We start from the raw sequence: 24,914 nt of genomic DNA, 5'->3' as shown, positions 1-24,914 counted from the left end.
GGAGAGGCATAATGAAAACGCTGCTGATTATTGATGCCGGACTCGGACAGGCGCGCGCCTATATGGCGAAAACCCTGCTGGGAGCGGCAGCGCCTAAAGCGCACCTTGAACTGATTGATAACCCGAACGACGCCGAACTGGTGATTGTGCTGGGCGCGGCGCTGCCCACCGACAGCGCGCTGAACGGCAAACAGGTCTACCTTGGCGATATTAATCGCGCCGTGGCGCACCCGGAGCTGTTCCTCAGCGAAGCCAAAGGTCACGCAACGCCGTACGCGGCCCCTGCCGCTGCGGCAGCCCCGGCGGCTACCGGCGGACCGAAACGTATTGTCGCGGTCACGGCCTGCCCGACCGGCGTTGCTCATACCTTTATGGCGGCAGAAGCCATCGAAACCGAAGCCAAAAAACGCGGCTGGTGGGTGAAGGTGGAAACCCGCGGCTCCGTTGGGGCTGGCAATGCCATCACCCCGGAAGAGGTGGCCGAGGCGGATCTGGTGATCGTCGCTGCCGATATCGAGGTGGACCTGGCGAAATTCGCCGGTAAGCCAATGTATCGCACCACCACCGGTCTGGCGCTGAAGAAAACCGCCCAGGAGCTGGATAAAGCGGTGGCCGAAGCCAAACCGTACCAGCCGTCCGGTAAACCTCAGGCTGCTGGCGAAGGGAAAAAAGAGTCGGCGGGCGCCTACCGCCACCTGTTGACCGGCGTCTCCTACATGCTGCCGATGGTGGTGGCCGGGGGCCTGTGTATTGCGCTCTCCTTTGCCTTCGGGATCAAAGCGTTTGAAGTGAAAGACACCCTGGCGGCGGCGCTGATGCAGATCGGCGGCGGCTCGGCCTTCGCGCTGATGGTACCGGTGCTGGCAGGCTTTATCGCCTTCTCCATTGCCGACCGTCCGGGCCTGACCCCGGGTCTTATCGGCGGTATGCTGGCGGTCAGCGGCGGCTCCGGCTTTATTGGCGGGATCATTGCTGGTTTCCTTGCCGGTTACGTGGCGAAAGCCATCAGCACGAAGCTGAAACTGCCGCAGAGTATGGAAGCGTTGAAGCCAATCCTGATCATTCCGCTGGTCTCCAGCCTGATCGTGGGTCTGGCGATGATCTACCTGATCGGTAAACCGGTAGCCGGTATTCTCGCCTGGCTGACCCACTGGCTGCAAACCATGGGCACCGCGAACGCGGTTCTGCTGGGCGCAATCCTCGGCGCGATGATGTGTACCGACATGGGCGGGCCAGTGAATAAAGCGGCTTATGCCTTTGGCGTGGGCCTGCTGAGTACCCAGACCTACGCGCCGATGGCGGCGATCATGGCGGCCGGTATGGTGCCTCCGCTGGCGATGGGTATCGCGACGCTGGTTGCCCGCAATAAGTTCGACAAAGGGCAGCGTGAAGGGGGGAAAGCCGCGCTGGTTCTCGGCCTGTGCTTTATCTCTGAAGGGGCGATTCCTTTTGCCGCCCGTGACCCGATGCGCGTGCTGCCTTGCTGCATCGTCGGCGGCGCGGTAACCGGCGCTATCTCGATGGCGATTGGCGCGAAACTGATGGCGCCGCACGGCGGTCTGTTTGTCCTGCTGATCCCGGGAGCGATTACGCCGGTGCTGGGCTACCTGCTGGCGATTGTTGCCGGGACGCTGGTGGCGGGCCTCTCCTACGCGGTGCTGAAACGCCCGGAAGCGCAGGTAGTGGACGTCGAAAAAGCGGCATAATCTTACCGTAATAAAAAAGGGCCGATTGTTCGGCCCTTTTTTTGTCTCTGTTTTACGCCACTTCGGCGATCTGCTGTGCCCGCAGCCAGGCAATCTCTTCCGCCCAGATATCCGGGTTGATGGTTTCCAGAATCAGTGGAATGCCGTCGAAGCGGCTGTCCTGCATGATCCAGCGGAAGCAGTCGTGGCCAATGTTGCCTTCGCCAAGGCTATGGTGACGGTCAACGCGGCTGCCAAACGTACTCTTGGCATCATTCAGGTGCATGCCGCGCAGATACTGGAAGCCGACGATACGCTCGAAGTCGGCAAAGGTCTTCTCGCAGGCTTCGGCGCTGCGCAGGTCATAGCCGGCAGCGAACGCGTGGCAGGTATCGATGCAGACGCCGACGCGGGATTTATCTTCCACGCCGTCGATAATCGCCGCGAGGTGCTCGAACTTAAAGCCGAGGTTGCTGCCCTGGCCGGCGGTGTTTTCGATCACCGCGGTGACGCCTTCGGTCTTCGCCAGCGCGATATTGATCGATTCGGCGATGCGCGCCAGGCACGCCTCCTCCGGGATCTGCTGCAGATGACTGCCGGGGTGGAAGTTGAGCAGCGTCAGCCCCAGCTGCTGGCAGCGGGTCATCTCATCAATGAAGGCATCACGGGATTTTTCCAGCGCCTCTTCCACCGGATGGCCGAGGTTAATCAGGTAGCTGTCGTGCGGCAGGATCTGCCCGAGGCCAAAGTGATACTTTTCGCAGGCGGCTTTGAATTCGGCGATGGTTTCGTCGTTGAGCGGCGCGGCGCGCCACTGGCGCTGGTTTTTGGTGAAGAGGGCGAAGGCGGTTGCTTCGATTTCGGCGGCGCGAATGGCGGCATTGGCCAGTCCACCTGAGGCGCTCACGTGCGCTCCTACGTATTTCATAAAAAAACTCCAGTTAAAGCCGCTGGGGGGTGGGTAATGATAGCGGCTTAACTGGAGAAAGATGTAGTGCTTTATGCCATCAGGCTGTGGATAGCGACGTTAATGACCCCGCCGCCGACAATCAACCAGACGAACAGCATCAGCGCCATCAGCAGCGGTTTCGCCCCGGCTTTTTTCAGCGCGCTGACGTGAGTGGTGACCCCGAGGGCGGCCATTGCCATCGCCAGCAGAACGGTATCCAGCGTCACCAGCATATCCACCACGGCTTTCGGCAGCAGATGGAAGGAGTTAAACACCGCCACCAGGATGAACATAATCGCGAACCACGGAATGGTGATTTTGCTTTTCTCGCCGTTGCCTGCCGGGGTCAGCTGTTTAACACGCGCCGCCAGGAACAGCAGGAACGGAGCCAGCATCATGACGCGCAGCATTTTGGCGATAACCGCCGCGTTCTCGGCGTCCGGGCTGACCGCATGGCCGGCGGCAACCACCTGCGCCACTTCATGCATGGTGGAACCCATATAGATCCCGTAGGTCTCCGGAGTAAACCAGTGCGCCAGCAGCGGGTACATCGCCGGGTAGAGGAAGATGGCGATGGTACCGAAGATAACCACCGTGGCGACGGCGACCGTCACTTTACTGGCTTCGGCTTTGACCACCGGTTCGGTGGCGAGCACAGCCGCCGCGCCGCAGATGCTGCTGCCGGCGCCGATCAGCCAGCTGGTGTGTTTGTCGAGACCAAACACTTTCTGGCCAAGGAAGCAGGCGATGAAAAAGGTACTGGAGAGCGTCAGAACGTCAATCAAAATACCGCTCACGCCGACGTCGGCAATCTGGGCGAACGTCAGGCGGAAGCCGTAGAGGATGATCCCCAGGCGCAGCAGGTGCTGCTTGGCGAAGATCACCCCGCCGTCGCAGGGCTGCCAGATTTTCGGGTAGACCGTGTTGCCGACGACCATCCCGAACAGGATAGCGAGGGTCAGGGCGCTAAAGCCTGCGCCGGCGATGGCGGGGAAACTCCCGGCCCACAGGGCGGCGCCGGTCAGCGCGGCGGTCAGCGCCAGGCCTGGGACAAAATGCCACAGGGAACGATGTTTGGTGGGTAAAGTGAGTGCTGTCATAACCTTCTCCTTTGTCTGCCTAAAGGTTACGCCGCGCGCGGTTAAATATAAAATTGATTATATGTTTATAATCAATCGTAATAAGTGGTTAAGGACCGCATCGTCGCTGACAAGGGGGGGCAGGGGAGCGATGCGGCGAAAGCGGGGTGGTTTCCCGGCAAGACGATGATTTTGTGACATAAGCGGATTTTCCTTCCTTCAGCCGCCTCGATTTGTGTCACCATAGTAAGGAAGGTTATTCAGGTTGGATTACTAAACGGGTGGGTTATGCATATTACGCTGCGGCAGTTGGAAGTGTTCGCCGAAGTCCATAAGAGTGGGTCAACCACTCAGGCGTCACAGATGCTGGCGCTTTCGCAATCTGCGGTCAGCGCCGCGCTGACCGATCTGGAAGGGCAGCTCGGCGTGCAGCTGTTTGACCGCGTCGGTAAACGACTGGTGGTGAATGAGCACGGACGGCTGCTGTACCCGCGTGCGCTGGCGCTGCTGGAGCGGGCGCTGGAGATCGAACAGCTGTTTCGCGGCGATAACGGGGCGATCCGGGTCTACGCCAGCAGCACCATCGGCAACTATATTATGCCGGAGATCATCGCCCGTTATCGCCATGACTTCCCGGAACTGCCGGTGGAATTGAGCGTCGGCAACAGCCTGGATGTGATCAACGCCGTCGCCGACCTGCGGGTGGATTTCGGTCTGATTGAGGGGCCGTGCCATGCCGCCGACATCATTGCCGAGCCGTGGCTGGAAGATGAGCTGGTGGTGTTTGCTGCGCCTGATTCGCCGCTGCTGGCGGGGGAGGTGACCCTGCAGCAACTGGCTGAGGCGCCGTGGATCCTGCGCGAGCATGGGTCCGGTACCCGGGAGATTGTCGATTATGTACTGCTGTCGCATCTGCCGGCGTTTCATATGGGCATGGAGCTGGGCAATTCGGAGGCGATCAAGCACGCCGTCCGACATGGCCTGGGCATCAGCTGTTTATCGCGCCGGGTGATTGCCGAACAGCTGGCCTCGGGCACGCTGGCGGAGCTGAAAGTGCCATTGCCCCGGCTGACGCGCACGCTGTGGCGGATCCATCATCGGCAGAAGCATATTTCCAAAGCATTACAACGTTTTCTGCAATATTGCCAGGTGTAGCACCCGGTTTTTACGCCTCATAACGGGGGGAATTCGCTGGCAATTCCGCAGGTTAGTGCTTTACTAATAATTTGCGGGCGATCATGAAGCTCTCTTATAACTTTGCATTTGTACCGGATGGAACCCCGATCGTCTGCTACAATCGCGCCTCATTTTTTGGATGGATAGCATTATCACATGGTTTCGGAAACTAAAACCACAGAAGCGCCCACGCTACGTCGTGAACTGAAGGCGCGCCACTTGACCATGATCGCCATTGGCGGTTCCATCGGTACGGGTCTTTTTGTTGCCTCTGGCGCAACCATTTCGCAAGCAGGTCCCGGCGGGGCGCTGCTGTCTTATATTCTGATCGGTTTGATGGTCTATTTCCTGATGACCAGCCTGGGCGAGCTGGCGGCGTTTATGCCGGTGTCCGGTTCCTTCGCCACCTACGGCCAGAATTATGTTGAAGAAGGCTTCGGCTTCGCGCTGGGCTGGAACTACTGGTACAACTGGGCGGTGACGATCGCCGTTGACCTCGTGGCTTCGCAACTGGTGATGAGCTACTGGTTCCCTGATACCCCGGGCTGGATCTGGAGCGCCTTGTTCCTTGGCATTATGTTCCTGCTGAACTGGATCTCGGTGCGCGGCTTTGGCGAGGCGGAATACTGGTTCTCGCTGATCAAAGTCGCCACCGTCATTATCTTTATTATTGTCGGCGTGATGATGATTGTCGGCATCTTCAAAGGGTCGCAGCCCACTGGCTGGAGCAACTGGGGGATCGCGGATGCGCCATTCGCCGGTGGTTTCTCGGCGATGATCGGCGTGGCGATGATTGTCGGCTTCTCCTTCCAGGGCACTGAGCTTATCGGCATCGCGGCCGGTGAGTCTGAGGATCCGGAGAAGAACATCCCGCGCGCGGTGCGCCAGGTCTTCTGGCGTATCCTGCTGTTCTACGTTTTCGCCATTCTGATTATCAGCCTGATCATTCCGTACACCGACCCGAGCCTGCTGCGCAACGACGTGAAGGATATCTCCGTCAGCCCGTTCACGCTGGTCTTCCAGCATGCCGGTCTGCTGTCGGCGGCGGCGATCATGAACGCGGTTATCCTGACTGCCGTTCTGTCGGCCGGTAACTCCGGGATGTACGCTTCCACGCGTATGCTGTACACCCTGGCCTGCGACGGCAAAGCGCCGCGTATTTTCTCGAAGCTGTCGCGTGGCGGCGTGCCGCGCAACGCGCTGTACGCGACCACTGTTATCGCGGCGCTGTGCTTCCTGACGTCCATGTTCGGCAACCAGACGGTGTACCTGTGGCTGCTGAACACCTCCGGGATGACCGGCTTTATCGCCTGGCTGGGGATTGCGATCAGCCACTATCGTTTCCGTCGTGGCTACGTCATGCAGGGTAACGATATTAATAATCTGCCGTATCGTTCCGGGTTCTTCCCGCTGGGGCCGATCTTCGCTTTCGTGCTGTGCCTGATCATCACCCTCGGACAGAACTACGAAGCGTTCCTCAAGGACACCATTGACTGGGGCGGCGTGGCGGCGACCTACATCGGTATTCCGCTGTTCCTCGTCATCTGGTTTGGTTACAAGCTGGCGAAAGGCACCCGCTTTGTTCGCTACAGCGAAATGACCTTCCCGGACCGCTTTAAGCGTTAATCTTCGCAATTGTGCGATAAAAGCCCTCTGAAAAGAGGGCTTTTTTTATGTCCGCACGGTTACAGCTTGACACAATTCTTCATAATTATATTGATAATCGTAATCATTATCTTTATCATTTTCGCCCATTACGGATGAAGCCACTCCCCGTCTCTGCCATTGGGTCAGACTGACATCGGGCGACCAGCCACATCGACGAGAAAACAGCGCGAGCATGTCGCCGACAGAGCGACAGGCCGCCAGCGCGTGTGAGCAGCACCTTTTTGTTTGTTTGGTTGTACACCTCATGGAGATTTGGAATGTTCAGGTTAAACCCTTTTATCCGGGCGGGATTGTCTGCGTCCGTCGTATCATTGGCGTTTCCGGCTCTCGCCGATGTAAATGAAGAAACGCTGGTGGTGACCGCCTCGGCCACTGAACAGAGCGTCAAAGACGCGCCGGCGAGCATCAGCGTCATCACCCAGCAGGATTTACAACGTAAGCCCGTCCAGAACCTGAAAGACGTACTGCGCGATGTCCCTGGGGTCCAGCTCACTAACGAAGGAGATAACCGCAAGGGCGTCAGCATTCGCGGTCTGAGCAGCAGCTATACCCTGATCCTCGTCGACGGGAAACGCGTCAACTCCCGCAACGCCGTCTTCCGCCACAATGACTTCGACCTGAACTGGATCCCGGTGGATGCCATCGAACGTATCGAGGTGGTGCGCGGCCCGATGTCCTCCCTTTACGGTTCCGATGCGCTCGGCGGCGTGGTCAACATTATTACCAAAAAAATCGGCCAGAAATGGACCGGGACGCTGAGCGCCGATACCACCATTCAGGAACACCGCGACCGCGGTGATACCTGGAACGGCCAGTTCTTCACCAGCGGTCCGCTGATCGACGGCGTGCTCGGGATGAAGGCCTACGGCAGCCTGGCAAAACGCGCCAAGGACGATCCGCAGTCTTCCAGCAGCGCCACCGGCGAGACGCCGCGCATCGAGGGCTTCACCAGCCGCGATGGCAATGTTGAATTCGCCTGGACGCCGGGCGAAAACCATGATTTTACGGCGGGCTATGGCTTTGACCGTCAGGATCGTGATTCCGATTCCCTTGACCGCAACCGCCTTGAGCGTGAGAACTACTCCCTGAGCCATAATGGCCGCTGGGATATGGGTAACAGCGAGCTCAAGTTCTACGGCGAAAAGGTGGATAACAAAAATCCGGGGCAGAACGGGACCATCACCTCGGAAAGCAATGCCATCGACGGCAAGTATGTCCTGCCGCTGGACATGATTAACCAGCTGGTGACCTTCGGCGGCGAATGGCGCCACGATAAACTCAAAGATCCGGTCAACCTGAGCAGTGGCGGCCAGTCGACCTCCGCCAGTCAGTACGCCCTGTTTATCGAAGACGAATGGCGCATTATCGAGCCGCTGGCGCTGACCACCGGCATTCGTATGGACGACCATCAGACCTATGGCGATCACTGGAGCCCACGGGCCTATCTGGTGTATAACGCCACCGATACCGTCACCGTCAAAGGCGGCTGGGCGACGGCGTTTAAAGCCCCGTCGCTGCTGCAGCTTAACCCCGACTGGACCACCAACTCCTGCCGCGGGTCGTGCAGCATCATCGGTAACCCGGACCTGAAACCGGAAACTAGCGAAAGCTTCGAGCTCGGTCTCTACTACCGTGGGGAAGAGGGCTGGCTGCAGGATGTTGAAGGCAGCATCACCACCTTCCAGAATAATGTCGACGATATGATCGATGTTCTGCGCACCTCCAGCGCCAGCGAAGCGCCGGGCTACCCGAACTTTGTCGGCTGGAAAACCGTCAACGGCAAGCGCGTGCCGATCTTCCGCTATTTCAACGTCAACAAAGCCCGCATCAAAGGGGTGGAGACGGAGGTGAAGATCCCGTTTGGCGATGAGTGGAAGCTGACGATGAACTACACCTACAACGATGGCCGCGATCTGAGCAATGGCGGCGACAAACCGCTGCAGACGCTGCCGTTCCATACCGCCAACGGCACGCTTGACTGGAAACCGCTGGACGACTGGTCCTTCTACGTGACGGCCAACTATACCGGCCAGCAACGCGCGGTAAGCGCCACCGGCAAAACGCCGGGCGGCTACACCCTGTTTGACGTTGGCGCGGCATGGCAGGTGACCAAAAACGTGAAACTGCGCTCCGGGGTGCAGAACGTGGGTGATAAAGATCTGAGCCGGGACGACTACAGCTATACCGAAGAGGGCCGTCGCTACTTTATGGCGGTGGATTATCGCTTCTGATCGTCGGCACTAAAACGTGGCCTGCGGGCCTGAGCATGCGCCGCGAAGCTGCTTCGCGGCGCATTGGCGTTTAGGCAAAGAGATGCTGCGCATGGAAGCGCAGATGGTCTTCAATAAACGAGGCAATGAAGTAATAGCTGTGGTCGTAGCCAGGCTGGATACGCAGCGTTAACGGCCAGGCCTTCTGGCGGGCGGTTTCCGCCAGTACGGCCGGCTGTAATTGCCCGGCGAGGAACGGATCGTTATCGCCCTGGTCGATCAGCGTCGGCACGGCGTCAGCCGGCTGGCTGGCCTGCATCAGCGCGCAGCTGTCCCACGACTGCCATGTCGATTCATCCGCGCCCAGATAGGCGGTAAACGCTTTCTTGCCCCACGGCACCTGGCCGGGATTGACGATCGGCGCGAAGGCGGAGACGCTGGCGTAGCGGCCCGGATTTTTGAGCGCCATCACCAGCGCGCCGTGACCGCCCATCGAATGGCCGCTGATGGCGCAGCGTTCGCCGACGCTAAACTCGCTACGGATCAGCGCGGGCAGTTCATCGCGCAGATAATCATACATCCGATAGTGCGCCGCCCACGGCGCCTCGGTGGCATTCAGGTAGAAGCCGGCGCCTTGCCCCAGATCGTATCCATCATCGTTGGCGACCTCATCACCGCGTGGGCTGGTATCCGGCATCACCAGCGCGATGCCCAGCTCAGCGGCAATGCGCTGGGCGCCCGCCTTGGTGGTAAAGTTTTCGTCGTTACAGGTCAGCCCGGACAGCCAGTACAGTACCGGCGGCGGCGTTTCGCGCTCAGGCGGTAAAAAAATGCTGAACGTCATGGCGCAGTTCAGGACAGGGGAGTGATGACGCCAGCGTTGTTGCCGACCGTCAAAACAGCGATGCTCTTCAAGCAGTTCCATGCAAGGCTCCTCGAAAGGGGGGTGCGCGTAAACGTTCATAATACAGATATTTCATTAGCCGGTGAGTAACTTTCACTTTCTCCTTTTGAGAACTTACTGCATCATTAATGCAACTTATAGCCAACATGCCGGTGTAGCGATGGCGCTTATGGATGCGTACAGCGGTTAGATCATTCCGGATTCGGCGATAAGGATTTGGCGCCGCGCCTGAGGCGCGGCTTCAGGCCCTAATAAAAGGCAGCGCCAATTTCAATAATTATCGTTACGGCTACTGGATTCTGTGCGCCACCTCACGCACAATGAATACAAACTTTGCCCCCAGAAAAAGCAAAGAGCGCCACACCTGCAGGAGAAACCCAAATGTCATCACTGAGTAAAGAAGCCGTCCTCGTTCATGAAGCGCTGGTCGCTCGTGGGCTGGAGACGCCGATGCGTGCGCCAGTACAAGAAATTGATAACGAAACACGCAAGCGTTTGATTACCGGTCATATGACCGAGATTATGCAACTGCTGAATCTGGATCTGAGTGATGACAGTCTGATGGAGACCCCGCATCGCATCGCCAAAATGTATGTCGATGAGATCTTCTCCGGGCTGGATTACTCCCGCTTCCCGAAAATCACCGTCATTGAAAACAAAATGAAGGTTGATGAAATGGTTACCGTGCGCGATATCACCCTGACCAGCACCTGCGAACACCATTTCGTCACCATCGATGGTAAAGCGACAGTAGCCTATATCCCGAAAGATGCGGTGATCGGCCTGTCGAAAATCAACCGCATCGTGCAGTTTTTCGCTCAGCGTCCGCAGGTCCAGGAGCGTCTGACCCAGCAGATCCTGATCGCGCTGCAGACGCTGCTCGGCACCAGCAACGTGGCGGTATCCATTGACGCGGTGCATTACTGCGTGAAGGCGCGCGGCATTCGCGATGCGACCAGCGCCACCACCACCACCTCTCTCGGCGGCCTGTTTAAATCCAGCCAGAATACCCGCCAGGAATTCCTGCGCGCAGTACGTCACCACAACTAAAACGGAGCAGGGTACATGGAGAGAAATGTCACGCTGGACTTTGTCCGCGGCGTCGCCATCCTCGGTATCCTGCTTCTCAATATCAGCGCCTTCGGCTTGCCGAAGGCCGCTTACCTCAATCCCGCCTGGTCAGGAAGCGCGACCCTCAGCGATGCCTGGACGTGGGCACTCCTCGACCTGCTGGCGCAGGTGAAGTTTCTCACCCTGTTCGCGTTGCTGTTTGGCGCCGGTCTGCAGCTATTGCTCCCGCGAGGGAAGCGCTGGATCCAGTCGCGGCTGACGCTGCTGGCGCTGCTCGGTTTCATTCACGGTCTTTTTTTCTGGGATGGCGACATTCTGCTGGCCTACGCCCTGGTGGGGCTGGTGAGCTGGCGCATGGTGCGTGAGGCGCACCATGTCAAATCGCTGTTCAATACCGGGGTGGTGCTCTACCTCATCGGCATTGCGGTGCTGGTCCTGCTGGGAGTCATCTCCGGGACGGCGGCGAATCGCTCCTGGGTGCCGGATGCGGCGAACCTGCAGTATGAGCAGTACTGGAAGCTGCACGGCGGCATGGAGGCGGTCAGCAACCGGGCGGATATGCTATCGGACAATCTGCTGGCGCTGGGCGCCCAGTATGGCTGGCAGCTGGCGGGGATGATGCTGATGGGCGCGGCGCTAATGCGCAGCGGCTGGCTCAAAGGGCAGTTCAGTCTGCGTCACTACCGGCGCACGGGTGCCCTGCTGGTGGTTGCCGGCATGGCGGTAAATCTGCCGGCAATATTCGCCCAGTGGTATCTGGCCTGGGACTATCGCTGGTGCGCGTTTTTGCTGCAGGCGCCGCGCGAACTGAGCGCCCCCTTACAGGCGATCGGCTATGCCTCGCTGGCCTGGGGCTACTGGCCGCAGCTGTGCCGTTTCCGCCTGGTGGGCGCTATCGCCTGCGTCGGACGCATGGCGCTGACCAACTACCTGTTGCAGACCCTGATCTGCACCACCCTGTTTTATCATCTCGGGCTGTTTATGCGCTTCGAACGTCTGCAGCTGCTGGCCTTTGTTCCCCCCATCTGGGCCGTTAACCTCCTTGTCTCATCGCTGTGGCTGCGCCGCTTCCGCCAGGGGCCGGTGGAATGGTTGTGGCGTCAGTTAACCCTGCGTGCGTCAGGCACATCATTGAAAGACACATCCAGATAACGATCTCGATCACAATCATTAACAAAACGGATGTAAACGTTTCCAGCCGTGTGACCTCACTCACGTAGCGGACCGCGGGTCGCTGCCAGAATAGCCTCCTTGCTGAGCACAGGAGGTGAATGTGACGTGCTGTAATTCTCTTAAGGTCGCTGAGTATGATCACCATTCGTGATGTCGCCCGCCAGGCGGGTGTATCCGTGGCCACCGTGTCGCGGGTGCTGAACAACAGCGCGCTGGTGAGTCCGGATACGCGCGACGCCGTGATGAAAGCGGTGACCCAACTGGGCTACCGGCCCAACGCCAACGCCCAGGCGCTGGCCACCCAGGTGAGCGATACCATCGGCGTGGTGGTGATGGACGTCTCCGATGCCTTCTTCGGCGCGCTGGTGAAAGCGGTGGATACCGTCGCCCAGCAGCATCAGAAGTATGTGCTGATCGGCAACAGCTATCACGAGGCGGAAAAAGAGCGCCACGCCATCGAGGTGCTGATCCGCCAGCGCTGCTCGGCGCTGATTGTCCATTCGAAAGCGCTCAGCGATGATGAACTGAGCGACTTTATGCAACATATCCCGGGAATGGTGCTGATCAACCGCATTGTGCCAGGCTTTGCCCATCGCTGCGTCGGGCTCGACAACGTCAGCGGCGCGCTGATGGCCACCCGCATGCTGCTCAATCACGGTCACCAGCGCATCGGCTATCTCTCCTCAAACCACGGCATTGAAGATGACGATATGCGCCGGGAAGGGTGGAGCAAAGCGCTGCAGGAGCAGGGCATCATCGCCCCGGACAGCTGGGTCGGTTCTGGCTCCCCGGATATGCAGGGCGGCGAGGCGGCGATGGTCGAACTGCTGGGGCGCAATCTCGGTCTCACCGCGGTATTTGCCTATAACGACAGCATGGCGGCCGGCGCGCTGACGACCCTGAAGGACAACGGCATTGTCGTGCCGCAGCATCTGTCGCTGATTGGCTTTGATGATATTCCTATTTCCCGTTACACCGATCCTCAACTCACTACCGTGCGCTATCCGGTAATGTCGATGGCAAAGCTGGCCACCGAGCTGGCGCTGCTGGGGGCGGCCGGCAAGCTGGATCGCGAGGCAACGCACTGCTTTATGCCGACGCTGGTGCGCCGTCATTCCGTTGCCCAGCGGCAAACTGTGGGGCCGATCACTAACTGAAGCGGTGATGGGATGTAACCGCTTTCAATTTGTGAGTAAATTCACAGTATATTAACATTCGCCTGATTATGATGGCAGCGTTTACCAGTCTGAACCACGAGGTGATGGGTTATCCTCACTTTTTTAAGTAGGAACAAGGCGTTAAACGAGTTTTAGAGTCGTATTTTTCTGGAGCGTTACCCGACACGGAAGACCGAATTTTCGTCGTGAAATGCGTTGTGCGGTAACACTAATGCAACAAACCCCGCCCGCACTTTTTCACAATAATGACCCTGCATAATAAAACCGGAGATTCCATGAATAAGAAGGTGTTTACCCTGTCTGCTGTAATGGCTGGTCTGTTATTTGGCGCCGCCGCACACGCAGCAGATACCCGTATCGGCGTGACGATTTATAAATATGACGACAACTTTATGTCGGTGGTGCGTAAGGCGATTGAAAAAGATGGCAAATCCGCGCCTGACGTCCAGCTGCTGATGAATGACTCGCAGAACGACCAGTCGAAGCAAAACGATCAGATTGACGTGCTGTTGGCGAAAGGCGTGAAGGCGCTGGCGATTAACCTGGTTGACCCGGCGGCAGCGGGAACAGTGATTGAAAAAGCGCGCGGGCAGAATATTCCGGTGGTGTTCTTCAACAAAGAGCCTTCCCGCAAAGCGCTGGATAGTTATGACAAGGCTTATTACGTCGGTACCGATTCGAAAGAGTCCGGGATTATTCAGGGCGATCTGATCGCCAAGCACTGGAAAGCCAACCCGAACTGGGATCTGAATAAAGACGGTCAGATCCAGTTCGTCCTGCTGAAAGGCGAGCCGGGCCATCCGGATGCGGAAGCGCGTACCACCTACGTTATCAAAGAGCTGAATGATAAAGGTCTGAAGACCCAGCAGCTGCAGCTGGATACCGCCATGTGGGATACCGCGCAGGCGAAAGACAAAATGGACGCCTGGCTCTCCGGCCCGAATGCGAACAAGATTGAAGTAGTGATCGCGAACAACGATGCCATGGCGATGGGTGCGGTTGAAGCGCTGAAAGCGCACAACAAGAGCAGCATTCCGGTGTTTGGCGTCGATGCCCTGCCAGAAGCGCTGGCGCTGGTGAAATCCGGTGCGATGGCCGGTACCGTGCTGAACGATGCCAACAACCAGGCGAAAGCGACCTTCGATCTGGCGAAAAACCTCGCGGAAGGTAAAGAAGCCGCGGCGGGCACCAACTGGAAAATTGACAACAAGATTGTTCGCGTACCGTACGTGGGCGTCGATAAAGACAACCTGAGCCAGTTTACCGGCAAGTAATCGTGATGTGAGTTGCGGGCGTGGTTTAACCACGCCCGATTATTCCTGATACAGAACCAGACTCCTGCTGGCGTAATTGCGCCGGACGGGGCGTGCATGAACGCAGCCAGGTATAACTATGGTCAGCAATAATAGCGAACGGTCAGGCGAATATTTGTTGGAAATGACCAACATCAACAAATCGTTTCCTGGCGTCAAGGCTCTTGATAATGTCAACCTGAAGGTTCGTCCGCACTCCATTCATGCGTTAATGGGTGAGAACGGCGCCGGCAAATCGACATTATTAAAATGCCTTTTTGGGATCTATCAAAAAGATTCCGGTAGCATTCTTTTTCAGGGAAAAGAGATCGATTTCCATTCGGCGAAAGAAGCCCTGGAAAACGGTATATCGATGGTGCATCAGGAATTAAACCTGGTTTTACAGCGTTCAGTCATGGATAACATGTGGCTCGGACGCTATCCCACCAAAGGCATGTTTGTCGATCAGGACAAAATGTACCGGGATACCAAGGCCATTTTTGATGAGCTGGATATTGATATCGACCCGCGTGCCCGCGTCGGTACCTTATCGGTATCCCAGATGCAGATGATTGAGATCGCTAAGGCGTTTTCCTATGACGCCAAAATCGTCATCATGGACGAGCCGACGTCATCGCTGACGGAAAAAGAGGTCAACCATCTGTTTAAGATCATCCGCAAGCTGAAAGATCGCGGCTGCGGTATCGTCTATATCTCGCATAAAATGGAAGAAATTTTCCAGCTGTGCGATGAAATAACCATCCTGCGCGACGGCCAGTGGATCGCCACCCAGCCGCTGGAAGGGCTGGATATGGACAAGATTATCGCCATGATGGTCGGGCGCTCGCTCAACCAGCGTTTTCCGGATCGCGAAAATACCCCGGGAGAAGTGATCCTCCAGGTGCGCAATCTCACCTCGCTGCGTCAACCCTCCATTCGCGATGTCTCCTTTGATCTGCATAAGGGCGAAATTCTCGGTATCGCCGGCCTGGTAGGCGCTAAACGCACCGACATCGTGGAGACCCTGTTCGGGATCCGTGAGAAGGCCAGCGGCACCATCACCCTGCACGGTAAGAAGATCAACAACCACAGCGCCAACGAGGCGATTAACCACGGTTTTGCACTGGTGACCGAGGAGCGGCGCTCCACCGGGATTTATGCCTATCTGGATATCGGTTTTAACTCGCTGATCTCCAATATTAAGAAATATAAAAACAGCATCGGCTTGCTGGATAACTCGCGAATGAAGAGCGACACCCAGTGGGTTATTGACTCGATGCGCGTTAAAACACCCGGCCAGCATACGCAGATCGGTTCGCTTTCCGGTGGTAACCAGCAAAAGGTCATTATAGGCCGCTGGCTGCTGACCCAGCCGGAGATCCTGATGCTGGATGAGCCAACGCGCGGTATCGACGTCGGCGCCAAATTCGAGATCTACCAGCTGATTGCCGAGCTGGCTAAAAAAGACAAAGGGATCATTATTATTTCTTCCGAAATGCCGGAACTGCTGGGGATTACCGACCGCATTCTGGTGATGAGCAATGGCCTTGTCGCGGGCATTGTAGAGACTAAAACCACCACGCAAAACGAAATACTGCGTCTTGCGTCATTGCACCTTTAAGATCAGGGGCTTCACATGAGTGCGTTAAATAAAAAGAGTTTTCTCACTTACCTGAAAGAGGGTGGGATATATGTCGTCCTTCTGGTCCTGTTGGCCATTATTATTTTCCAGGATCCGACATTTTTAAGTCTGCTCAACCTGAGTAATATCCTGACCCAGTCTTCGGTGCGTATTATTATTGCCCTGGGCGTGGCCGGACTTATCGTCACGCAGGGGACCGACCTCTCCGCCGGCCGTCAGGTGGGACTGGCGGCGGTCATTGCCGCCACCATGCTGCAGGCGGTGGATAATGCCAACAAGGTGTTCCCGGATATGGCGACCATGCCGATCCCGTTGGTGATCCTGCTGGTGTGCGCCATCGGGGCGGTCATCGGCCTGATTAACGGGATCGTCATCGCCTACCTGAACGTGACGCCGTTTATTACCACCCTCGGCACTATGATCATCGTGTACGGCATTAACTCGCTGTACTACGACTTCGTGGGCGCGTCGCCGATCTCCGGTTTTGACAGCCACTTCTCCCATTTTGCCCAGGGGTTTGTGGCGCTGGGCTCGTTCCGCCTGTCCTACATTACCTTCTACGCGCTGATTGCCGTCTTCTTTGTCTGGATCCTGTGGAACAAGACGCGCTTTGGTAAAAACATCTTCGCTATCGGCGGTAACCCGGAAGCGGCGAAAGTCTCCGGGGTTAACGTGGCGCTGAACCTGCTGATGATCTATGCCCTCTCCGGGGTGTTCTACGCCTTCGGCGGCCTGCTGGAAGCCGGTCGTATCGGCTCGGCGACCAATAACCTCGGCTTTATGTACGAACTGGACGCCATCGCCGCCTGCGTGGTGGGCGGCGTATCGTTCAGCGGCGGGGTAGGGACCGTATTCGGCGTGGTGACCGGGGTGATTATCTTCACCGTCATCAACTACGGCCTGACCTATATCGGCGTCAACCCTTACTGGCAGTACATCATTAAGGGGGCGATTATTATCTTCGCCGTGGCGCTGGATTCCCTGAAATACGCCCGTAAGAAATAAGATTGAACGCATCAAAAACCCGCGCCTGGCGCGGGTTTTTACTATTTAAATAGAGAAGAAATAAGTGTTTTAGAAATAGGGACGAGTCCTGTTTCAAGGCCAAACGGCTTATAGATTTTATTAATGATCTCGGCAGAATAATTGCCTTTATCATTTTCCACATCAGATAAGGTCTTACGAGAGACATCCACTAGCCGGGCATATTCATCCTGGCGTAAACCCAGAACTTCTACTCTCAGTTTTTTCAGGGCCTCTCCCTGGCTGATGGCGCCTAGCATGATGTCATGGATAATGGCGTGAATGACCGCCTGACGATCGACCGTATTGACTTTTTTTAAACCAGCCGAGACGCGTTGTCTGCTTATCTCTGAACGAGCTTTTTTTTCCGTAGCCGTTACCCCGGTGGCGGGTAGGGATGGTGGGTTATCCGCCCGTAGCCTGGCTAAGGTATTTTGGGTTTCTGTTTCTTTTTTATTCAGGGTCTTCATAACAGCCCCCAGCGAGCGAGTTTGTCAGGTATAAATTTAAAACCAATTGATGGCATTTCCAGAATCTGAACAGGAACGCCGCGTACTTTAAGACGGGATGGTAAATCAACGAGTTGAGATGCGGTTTCACTTAAAGCATTAAGCAATGTGTCAGGGGTGATCCATTCAGCCAAAGCTTGTGCGATGGCGCCAAAGTTATATTCGCCTCCTGATTCGCAGGCTAATGACCACTTCATCGTGCGCGGTATACCTTCCGGGTCGGCTTTCATTGGTGCAAAATCGTAGATTGGCGCAAGGATAATTTCATTATCTGCTTTCATAAATGCAGTATTACGTCCATGGTTATCACTATTGCCAAAAATAATGTTTAATAAGTCTCGACGTACCCAATCGATGATAAATCCTTGAACATCAAAGCGATAATTCTGTACTCTTACCATATTACTGGATGTGATCTTTTCGATCAGGATCCGCAGCGTGGTTTCATGATCAAGTATCGTCGCTGGCGCTTTTTGTAACAGAGAATAGACTGACTCCATTCCCAATCTCATTATCCGGCCATCACCGTCTCTTCTGATATCAAATCGCGGCAACCAGAGAGAGGGATAATGTAGCCCCTCCTGCTGCGGCTCCTCGTTCCTGGTCATAGTCGAGAAAATCACTGGCACGATTCATGACATCAGTGACAGAGAACGTTTTACTGCTTGCCAGACTATCCCAGTCCGGCACCGAGTCTTTAATGCGTAAATTTCCCACTGGCGACATCGTGCCGAATTTGAGCAAGATGAAATTCTGCTGGCCCTGAGGAAGTTCACTGATATCTAAAAAGTTAACCCAGTAACGTCGGCTGGCGCCGCCTGGAATGATATCGTCTATAAATCTTAACCATCCAGGATTTCCGTGATCCTCAAAATAAAGCGAAACGGGATGGTTGAGCGACACGGCGTGAAAGTCATCGCGTTCCAGAAAGTCGATGGCGTAATCGATAAGATAGTCGATTTGTGTTGTAAACCAGTCCCCTTGCTCACTACCGGGGAATTTTATCAACGCAATGTCTTGCCACTCCGCATTGAGAAAGGCTTGTACCGTTAATGTTTCCATCGCGCCCTCCAAAAAGGATGATGAGTGAAATATTACTCATTAAAGAGCATTCATGCAATTAACGTTACTTATAATACGCATTGTTTTGGCATCGCATGATTAATGCATCTTATATCACTCATTGGCGGGTTTTGTGTTTTTCTGCAGTTCCAGCAGCTGCTCCGGAGTGACTGCCGGGTAGGACTGGGCGTCATCCGGTACGTCATGCTGTTGAGCCGGAATCGGGATGAGAGGGCCGAGAAAGCGCGGTTCCCGTTTGAAGATATAGAGGTCCGCCAGCGCGCCAAAGCGGGCGCCGAACTCGCGCAGCCGCACGCTCCACATATCCTTCGGCGACGGCACCGCGTAGCACTGGGCCTGGATCCCCATATGCAGGGCGATAAACAGCGCCCGTTCGCAGTGGAAGCGCTGGGTGATGATAATGAAGTCGTTGGTATCGAACACTTTGCGGGTGCGGACAATCGAGTCGAGCGTACGGAAGCCGGCATAGTCCAGCACGATATCGGCGGGATCGACGCCGCCTTTAATCAGGTCCCGACGCATGGTCATCGGTTCATTGTAGCTTTGCAGAGCATTATCGCCGCTCAGCAGCAGATAGTTGACCTTGCCGCTGTTGTAGGCGTTCAGCGCACCCTGGATGCGGTAGCGGTAATACTGATTGATGACGCCGGTGCGGTAATATTTGGCGGTGCCCAGCACCACGCCGACCTGACGGTAGGGCAGGTCCTGCAGCTCATCATAGATATAGGGCGCGGTTTTCCAGCTCATCCAGCGGTCAAGGCCCAGCACGGTCAACAGCAGCAGGCCGAGCAGGACTAACAGGCTGTAGAACACACGCTTTAACATGAACTTGGCTCAATAATAGACAACGGAGTCTTCAGGCTACTTTACCCGCCGGGTAAGCGCAAGAAACCCGCGTTTGATTGCGGGGATTTTCAGCAATATAGACAGATCGCCGAACGCAGGTCGGGTAAGGCGTGAGCCGACACCCGGCATAGTGATCTTCAGCTCGCCATGGCGCGAACCGTAGGTCGGGTAAGCGTAGCGCCACCCGACAACATCTCGGTATATCAGGTCGACGGTATATCAGGTCGGCCGGATAAGGCGAAACCGTCATCCGGCAATCTGCTCAGGCTGATCAACCTAACAGGACGCGCTCGATATTCTGGCAGCCCAGCGCCTTCAGGGTGGCGACGGTGGCATCCCACTGGATCAGCGCCGCGTCGGCTTTCTCCGCGAGGATTGCCCGCTGGATAGCGGGATAATCATAGCCGTTGAGGCTCAGGAGATTCAGCGCCCCCTGCAGCGGCGGCAGCGTCGGATTGAACGCCGCGTTTTCCGCATAGCTGCCGCTGAAAATGGTGCCGTCTTTCAGCTCCAGCGCCACGCCGGAGGGCGAGTGGCTGTAGGGCGCATGGCAGCGGTTGGCGGCCTGAATGGCTGCCTGGGTCAGGGCATCGCCGCTCACCGGGTAGCCATGGTCCTGTGCATCCATCAACAGGGTTTTTATCTCCAGATCTTTCGGACCAAAGGCGTCCGGCAGATAGTGCTCCAGGGCATGCGCTTCGCGGCCCGGCAGATGAATGCGCAGCGCCAGTCCGCTGTTCAGTTCGTTCATAAACTGACGGCAATGGCCGCACGGCGTGTAGTTCACCGTAATAGCGCGCAGGGAGGTCTCGCCGCGCAGCCAGGCGTGGCTGATGGCGCTCTGCTCGGCGTGAACGGTCTGCTGCATGGTCGCCCCGAGAAATTCCATATTGCCGCCAAAGTACCAGCGGCCGCTGACGCCGCGGGCGATCGCCCCGACGTTAAAATGAGAAAGGTCGGCGCGCGCGCAGGCGGCAGCAAGCGGCAGTAGCGCAAAGGCCAGCGCGTCTTCGTCCAGACCTGTCGCCTGCTGCAGCGTCGCCACCTGATCGGCTTCGAGCAGCGCCGGGAAGTGCGGGTCGGCGAGCATCGGGGCGATGGCCGCCTGCAGGTCTGCTGCCAGAGTCGTCAAAGCAGCTTGAAAACGTGAGTGCATAGCGTTGCCTCATAACAATGTAATGGGAAGCCAGTGTACGGGCGTCCAGCAGTCTCATATGTGACGAATATCTCATTGTTTATGCAACTTTGATTTGTTGCATTAAAAAATGTGATTTAAATCACAATTTATCCCACCACCGCGAGGATCAGCGGAAATAAGAACGGTGCCATCAACGAGGTGATGATCCCGCACAGCACCAGCGCCAGCGAGCTAAACGCCCCTTCCTGGTAGTCCAGTTCCGCACAGCGGGCGGTGCCGAGGGCGTGCGAGGCGGTACCCATTGACAGGCCGCGTGACGCTTTGGTGCGAATGCGCATCAGGTTAAGCAGCGTATGGCCGAATACCGCGCCGAGGATGCCGACAAAAATCACGCACACGGCGCTGATAGCCGGAATACCGCCGATGCTGCCGCTGACCGCCATGGCAATTGGCGTAGTGACTGACTTAGGCAGAATAGAGGCGGCGATTTGCGGCGTGGCGCCCATCAGCAGGGCGACGGTAGTACCGGTGATCATCGCCACGCAGCTGCCGATAAAGCAGATGGTGATGATTGATTTCCAGCGCGCGCGGATCTGGTGCAGTTGCTCATACAGTGGAAAGGCCAGCGCGACCACCGCCGGCTGCAGCAGATCGTTCAGGACTTTGCTGCCGGCAAAATAACGCCCATAGGAGATCCCGGTCAGCAGCAGAAACGGAATTATAACTACCATCGCCACCAGCAGCGGGTTGAGCAGCGGGAACTTAAAGCGGGCGGCCAGCCTGCGGGCGAGAAAAAAGACGATCAGGGTTAGCGGCAGCGACCACCAGATTTCATGCATCATTTTTCTTTTCCTTTTGCCCAATCACTTTACGTTCGCCATGCACCAGGTGAGAGCTCCAGCTCACCACCACAAACACCACCAGCGTGCTGATGGCGCAGGAGATGACGACTGGCCCCAGCTGGGCGCGCAGCAGATCCCAGTATTGCATCACGCCGACGCCGATGGGCACGAACAATAGCGCCATATAGCGGATCAGGATATTGCAGCCAGGATTGACCCACTGCGGCGGCATAATTTGCAGCGCCAGCAGCACGAAAAGGATCAGCATGCCGATGATGCTGCCGGGGATAGTGATGGGCAGCAGTCCGGCGATAAAAATTCCGGCGTATAAGCAGGCGTAAATCAGGACGAAGGCCCGCAGGTACTGCCAGATAATAGTCAGCGATTTACTCATGGTAATAACCCTTGATGAAGTGCATTCATCATACAATTAATCCCTAAAATGTGCTACCGATCACATCATGAATTCTACGCATAGCGCTGATAGCGTACGGGAACAATAGCCTCTCCCGGCAGGACCCGACAGCTCGCAGCTTAGGGTATATGGAGTCCCACGCTACCTTTTTGAACGAGGCGCGGCAAATAAAGGCGGCATGAGACGCCGCAGACTCCTGTAAAGCATAGAGATTATCTCCTCGCTTTGCCGCATTCGCCGAACGGGGAATGGCGTACGGCAGGCCGGACGCATTGAGCGCTTTCCACCAATGCCTGGAGGCGCTACCATAGCGCCTCTTTTTTTTCCGGATAACGATATGCGTGTTCTACTGGCGCCGATGGAAGGCGTGCTCGATTCGCTGGTGCGCGAGCTGCTGACCGAGGTTAACGATTACGATCTGTGCATCACCGAATTTCTGCGCGTGGTGGATCAACTGCTGCCGGTAAAATCGTTCTACAGGCTGTGCCCGGAACTGCATCATCAGAGCCGCACGCCGTCCGGCACCCGCGTGCGCGTCCAGCTGCTGGGACAATATCCCGAGTGGCTGGCGGAAAACGCCGCCCGCGCGGTGGAGCTGGGGTCGTGGGGGGTGGATTTAAACTGCGGCTGTCCGTCTAAGCTGGTGAACGGCAGCGGCGGCGGGGCGACGCTGCTGAAAGATCCGGAGCTGATCTATCGCGGTGCGAAAGCCATGCGCGAAGCGGTTCCCGATCATCTGCCGGTGACCGTCAAGGTGCGACTCGGCTGGGACAGCGGCGAACGGCGCTTCGAAATCGCCGATGCGGTGCAGCAGGCCGGGGCCAGCGAGCTGGTGGTTCACGGCCGCACCAAAGAAGATGGCTACAAAGCCGAACGGATTAACTGGCAGGCGATCGGTGAGATCCGCCAGCGTCTGACCATTCCGGTGGTGGCCAACGGCGAGATCTGGGACTGGCAAAGCGCCCAGGATTGTATGGCCGTCACCGGCTGCGATTCGGTGATGATTGGCCGCGGGGCGCTCAACGTGCCGAACCTCAGCCGGGTGATCAAATACAACGAACCGCGCATGCCGTGGCCGCAGGTGGTTCAGCTGTTGCAAAAATATACCCGCCTGGAAAAGCAGGGCGACACCGGTCTGTATCATGTGGCGAGAATTAAGCAATGGTTAGGCTATTTACGCAAGGAATATAGTGAGGCGCTGACCCTGTTTAATGAAATTCGCGCCCTGCAAACATCTGCTGAAATAGCGGCGGCCATCGCCCGCTATTAAACACCATACTGTTATTTGCTTCACATATTATTACTTGCCTGCCTATTGCTGGTAGGCACGAGTTGAATAAAGTGATAATGTGCGGTCAATCAATTCAGGATTGCTACTGAACCCAGGCAAAACCTAAGCACTTTCGTCATTCGTGGCGGAAAGTGCTTAGGTTTTTTTTTGGCTAAAATTCAATGGTGAAAAAATGGTTATGTAAAAAAATAGGTTGTAATTAACGTTTTCTCTGGCATCGTCGCGGTTTTATTACCGGCGGACGCCCTTTGCCATTCATTTTTTAAAAAAGAAAACAGGTAAATAAATAGCCTGGGGATCCCCTTTGTTTTTATTCAGTCACGGTGGATATCACAATGCATAACAAAAAAATAAATCAGCTTTTGATCGGCGCGGCGCTGGCGGCAATGGTGCCTGCCGTGAGCGCCGCGGAAACTCCGGCGTGGAACGGCAGCGTGCTGGGGTTCGAAGCCGGGCAGCAGGGGCTGCTGGGCGATATGCTGGGCATTCGTCCGATCCTCGAAGAGAACGGCTTTCATTATAATCTCGGGTATCTTAACGAGATGGCCTACAACGCCGGCGGCGGTTACGACCATGATAAACACCTGGCCTATATTGACCAGGTGGCGCTGACCTTTACCCAGGATCTGGAGCGCTGGACCGGCATACCGGATGCGCGTCTCGAAGGCAACATCGTCAACCGTAACCACGATGATAACCTCACCACGAAACGGCTGCAGGATCCGCGGGTGAGTTTCAACGATCTGTCGCAGGAGAGTTGGGGCGGCGGGTCGATCACCCGCCTCGGCTGGCTGACCTTTGCCCGCAGCTTTGACGACCGTCGCCTGACCTGGCGCATCGGCATGATGAACAAGGTGCAAACTTTCGACCAGATCATTCCCTGCGATTTTCAGCTACTGACCCAGTGCGGTGGGAAATCGGCCAACTCGCTGACCTGGAATAACTGGAACATCCACACCTGGGGCACCACCCTGGAGTACAAGCTGACGCCGACGGTCACCCTGAAAGGCGGGGTGATGGAGCAAAACCCGCAGGCTACCGCGCGCAGTCACGCCTGGAGCGGGTCGACGAAGGGCAGCAAAGGCATTTTACTGCCGATGGAGATCGAAACCCGTCCGCTGATGAATGGCCTGCCGGGAGCCTATAACCTGGGTGTGGTCTGGACCAACGCGCCGCAAACCGACCTCTACAGCGGCAAATCCGGCGGCGCCGGGGCGACCGATCCGCAAGGCTACGCCGAGCACGACAGCACCTGGTTTATGTACGCCGGCCTGAATCAGCAGATCACCCGCCACGCCGACGACCCGCTGCGGGGGATGAGCGTCTCGCTGAGCGGCAGCCTCAGCGACCAGCGCAGTAACTATATCCACTCCGCCGTCGCCGCCTCCATGCGCTACCGCGGGCTATTTGACGCCCGCCCGGAGGACTGGATTGGCTTTGGTCTGACGTGGATCGACATGAGCAGCCACTACGCACGTAACCAGCGCTATATGAATCAACTCAGCGGCGCCACCGACTATAACGATCCGGCTTACCAGCCGGTGGCCGGTCATTCGCTGAACGGCGAGCTCTATTATCGCTTCCGCCCGGTTTCCTGGCTGGAGCTGCAGCCGGGCCTGCAGTACTGGCACCGTCCGGGCGGCGTCGCGCAGACCCAGGACGCATGGGTGGTGGAGTGGAAAACGGTGGTGACTTTCTGATAGTCGCGATCTTAATCACGTTTTTTCACTTGTCAGGTTG

At 56.8% G+C, this 24,914-nt stretch carries 22 protein-coding genes; 12 read left to right on the top strand and 10 right to left on the bottom strand.

Going from position 1 to position 24,914, the window contains the following annotated elements; translation table 11 throughout:
- The first annotated feature begins 11 nt into the window (after window positions 1-11).
- On the top strand, window positions 12-1,706 hold the full coding sequence (gene fruA, locus NKJ21_RS15430) for a PTS fructose transporter subunit IIBC (RefSeq protein WP_008804019.1): 1,695 nt from the start codon (window positions 12-14) through the stop codon (window positions 1,704-1,706).
- 52 nt (window positions 1,707-1,758) lie between these two features.
- Here fruA and nfo read toward each other — a convergent pair whose 3' ends face one another.
- Window positions 1,759-2,613 (bottom strand): deoxyribonuclease IV, encoded by an 855-nt coding sequence (nfo, locus tag NKJ21_RS15425; protein ID WP_254732975.1) that lies wholly within the window; start codon window positions 2,611-2,613, stop codon window positions 1,759-1,761.
- Window positions 2,614-2,684: 71 nt separating this feature from the next.
- On the bottom strand, window positions 2,685-3,734 hold the full coding sequence (locus tag NKJ21_RS15420; RefSeq protein ID WP_002912935.1) for a YeiH family protein: 1,050 nt from the start codon (window positions 3,732-3,734) through the stop codon (window positions 2,685-2,687).
- 267 nt (window positions 3,735-4,001) lie between these two features.
- On the opposite strand from NKJ21_RS15420, the gene yieE reads away from it, so the two are divergent.
- The 3 genes from yieE to cirA all read left to right on the top strand — a co-directional run bounded on the left by yieE (window position 4,002) and on the right by cirA (window position 8,788).
- Entirely contained in the window at window positions 4,002-4,868 is an 867-nt protein-coding gene (gene yieE / locus NKJ21_RS15415) for a DNA-binding transcriptional regulator YeiE (protein WP_008804021.1), read from the top strand.
- 177 nt (window positions 4,869-5,045) lie between these two features.
- Window positions 5,046-6,515, top strand: coding sequence for an amino acid permease (locus NKJ21_RS15410; protein ID WP_008804022.1), 1,470 nt, complete (start codon window positions 5,046-5,048; stop codon window positions 6,513-6,515).
- 299 nt (window positions 6,516-6,814) lie between these two features.
- The gene (gene cirA / locus NKJ21_RS15405; RefSeq protein WP_016161549.1) at window positions 6,815-8,788 is read left to right on the top strand and encodes a catecholate siderophore receptor CirA; all 1,974 of its coding nucleotides are present in this window, start codon (window positions 6,815-6,817) and stop codon (window positions 8,786-8,788) included.
- A gap of 70 nt (window positions 8,789-8,858) precedes the next feature.
- On the opposite strand, the gene fghA is transcribed toward cirA, so the two are convergent.
- A complete protein-coding gene (fghA, locus tag NKJ21_RS15400) occupies window positions 8,859-9,692 on the bottom strand; it encodes an S-formylglutathione hydrolase (protein WP_008804024.1) in 834 nt (277 codons plus the stop codon).
- A 360-nt stretch (window positions 9,693-10,052) separates the two neighbouring features.
- Here fghA and folE point away from each other — a divergent pair, with 360 nt between their 5' ends.
- The 6 genes from folE (at window position 10,053) to mglC (ending at window position 17,032) form a co-directional block, all read left to right on the top strand.
- Window positions 10,053-10,721 carry a GTP cyclohydrolase I FolE gene (gene folE, locus NKJ21_RS15395; RefSeq protein WP_008804025.1) on the top strand — a complete coding sequence of 223 codons (669 nt, stop codon included), beginning with the start codon at window positions 10,053-10,055 and terminating at the stop codon, window positions 10,719-10,721.
- A gap of 15 nt (window positions 10,722-10,736) precedes the next feature.
- The gene (yeiB, locus tag NKJ21_RS15390) at window positions 10,737-11,894 is read left to right on the top strand and encodes a DUF418 domain-containing protein YeiB (protein ID WP_239270695.1); all 1,158 of its coding nucleotides are present in this window, start codon (window positions 10,737-10,739) and stop codon (window positions 11,892-11,894) included.
- Between the two features lie 155 nt (window positions 11,895-12,049).
- The gene (galS, locus tag NKJ21_RS15385) at window positions 12,050-13,072 is read left to right on the top strand and encodes an HTH-type transcriptional regulator GalS (protein WP_012967553.1); all 1,023 of its coding nucleotides are present in this window, start codon (window positions 12,050-12,052) and stop codon (window positions 13,070-13,072) included.
- 296 nt (window positions 13,073-13,368) lie between these two features.
- Window positions 13,369-14,367 (top strand): galactose/glucose ABC transporter substrate-binding protein MglB, encoded by a 999-nt coding sequence (mglB, locus tag NKJ21_RS15380; protein WP_008804028.1) that lies wholly within the window; start codon window positions 13,369-13,371, stop codon window positions 14,365-14,367.
- Between the two features lie 118 nt (window positions 14,368-14,485).
- Window positions 14,486-16,006: a galactose/methyl galactoside ABC transporter ATP-binding protein MglA gene (mglA, locus tag NKJ21_RS15375; RefSeq protein WP_008804029.1), complete on the top strand. Its 1,521-nt coding sequence runs from the start codon at window positions 14,486-14,488 to the stop codon at window positions 16,004-16,006.
- Between the two features lie 15 nt (window positions 16,007-16,021).
- The gene (gene mglC / locus NKJ21_RS15370) at window positions 16,022-17,032 is read left to right on the top strand and encodes a galactose/methyl galactoside ABC transporter permease MglC (RefSeq protein ID WP_002912871.1); all 1,011 of its coding nucleotides are present in this window, start codon (window positions 16,022-16,024) and stop codon (window positions 17,030-17,032) included.
- A gap of 41 nt (window positions 17,033-17,073) precedes the next feature.
- Here the strand turns inward: mglC and NKJ21_RS15365 are convergent, their stop codons facing one another.
- The 7 genes from NKJ21_RS15365 to NKJ21_RS15335 all read right to left on the bottom strand — a co-directional run bounded on the left by NKJ21_RS15365 (window position 17,074) and on the right by NKJ21_RS15335 (window position 21,862).
- On the bottom strand, window positions 17,074-17,520 hold the full coding sequence (locus tag NKJ21_RS15365; protein ID WP_254732973.1) for a helix-turn-helix transcriptional regulator: 447 nt from the start codon (window positions 17,518-17,520) through the stop codon (window positions 17,074-17,076).
- On the bottom strand, window positions 17,517-18,071 hold the full coding sequence (locus NKJ21_RS15360) for a HipA domain-containing protein (protein ID WP_229531768.1): 555 nt from the start codon (window positions 18,069-18,071) through the stop codon (window positions 17,517-17,519). Before NKJ21_RS15360 ends, NKJ21_RS15365 begins: the two co-directional genes overlap by 4 nt.
- 28 nt (window positions 18,072-18,099) lie before the next feature.
- Window positions 18,100-18,621, bottom strand: a complete 522-nt coding sequence (locus NKJ21_RS15355; protein WP_239270694.1) for a phosphatidylinositol kinase — start codon at window positions 18,619-18,621, stop codon at window positions 18,100-18,102.
- A 114-nt stretch (window positions 18,622-18,735) separates the two neighbouring features.
- Entirely contained in the window at window positions 18,736-19,467 is a 732-nt protein-coding gene (gene sanA, locus NKJ21_RS15350; protein WP_008804033.1) for an outer membrane permeability protein SanA, read from the bottom strand.
- Window positions 19,468-19,759: 292 nt separating this feature from the next.
- Window positions 19,760-20,644, bottom strand: a complete 885-nt coding sequence (cdd, locus tag NKJ21_RS15345) for a cytidine deaminase (protein ID WP_012967554.1) — start codon at window positions 20,642-20,644, stop codon at window positions 19,760-19,762.
- 128 nt (window positions 20,645-20,772) lie between these two features.
- Entirely contained in the window at window positions 20,773-21,468 is a 696-nt protein-coding gene (locus NKJ21_RS15340) for a CidB/LrgB family autolysis modulator (protein ID WP_012541035.1), read from the bottom strand.
- Complete coding sequence (locus tag NKJ21_RS15335) at window positions 21,458-21,862, bottom strand: CidA/LrgA family protein (protein WP_004201620.1); 405 nt, start codon at window positions 21,860-21,862, stop codon at window positions 21,458-21,460. Before NKJ21_RS15335 ends, NKJ21_RS15340 begins: the two co-directional genes overlap by 11 nt.
- Before the next feature lie 358 nt (window positions 21,863-22,220).
- Here NKJ21_RS15335 and dusC point away from each other — a divergent pair, with 358 nt between their 5' ends.
- Entirely contained in the window at window positions 22,221-23,153 is a 933-nt protein-coding gene (dusC, locus tag NKJ21_RS15330) for a tRNA dihydrouridine(16) synthase DusC (RefSeq protein WP_012541036.1), read from the top strand.
- Window positions 23,154-23,509: 356 nt separating this feature from the next.
- Window positions 23,510-24,874, top strand: coding sequence for a carbohydrate porin (locus NKJ21_RS15325; protein WP_012541037.1), 1,365 nt, complete (start codon window positions 23,510-23,512; stop codon window positions 24,872-24,874).
- The last annotated feature ends 40 nt before the right edge of the window (window positions 24,875-24,914 follow it).

The sequence above is a fragment of the Klebsiella sp. SWET4 genome (assembly GCF_024296565.1).
Taxonomy (GTDB): Bacteria; Pseudomonadota; Gammaproteobacteria; order Enterobacterales; family Enterobacteriaceae; genus Klebsiella; species Klebsiella variicola.
Note: the sequence above shows the minus strand (reverse complement) of the source record. Positions and strands in the feature narration are given on the sequence as shown.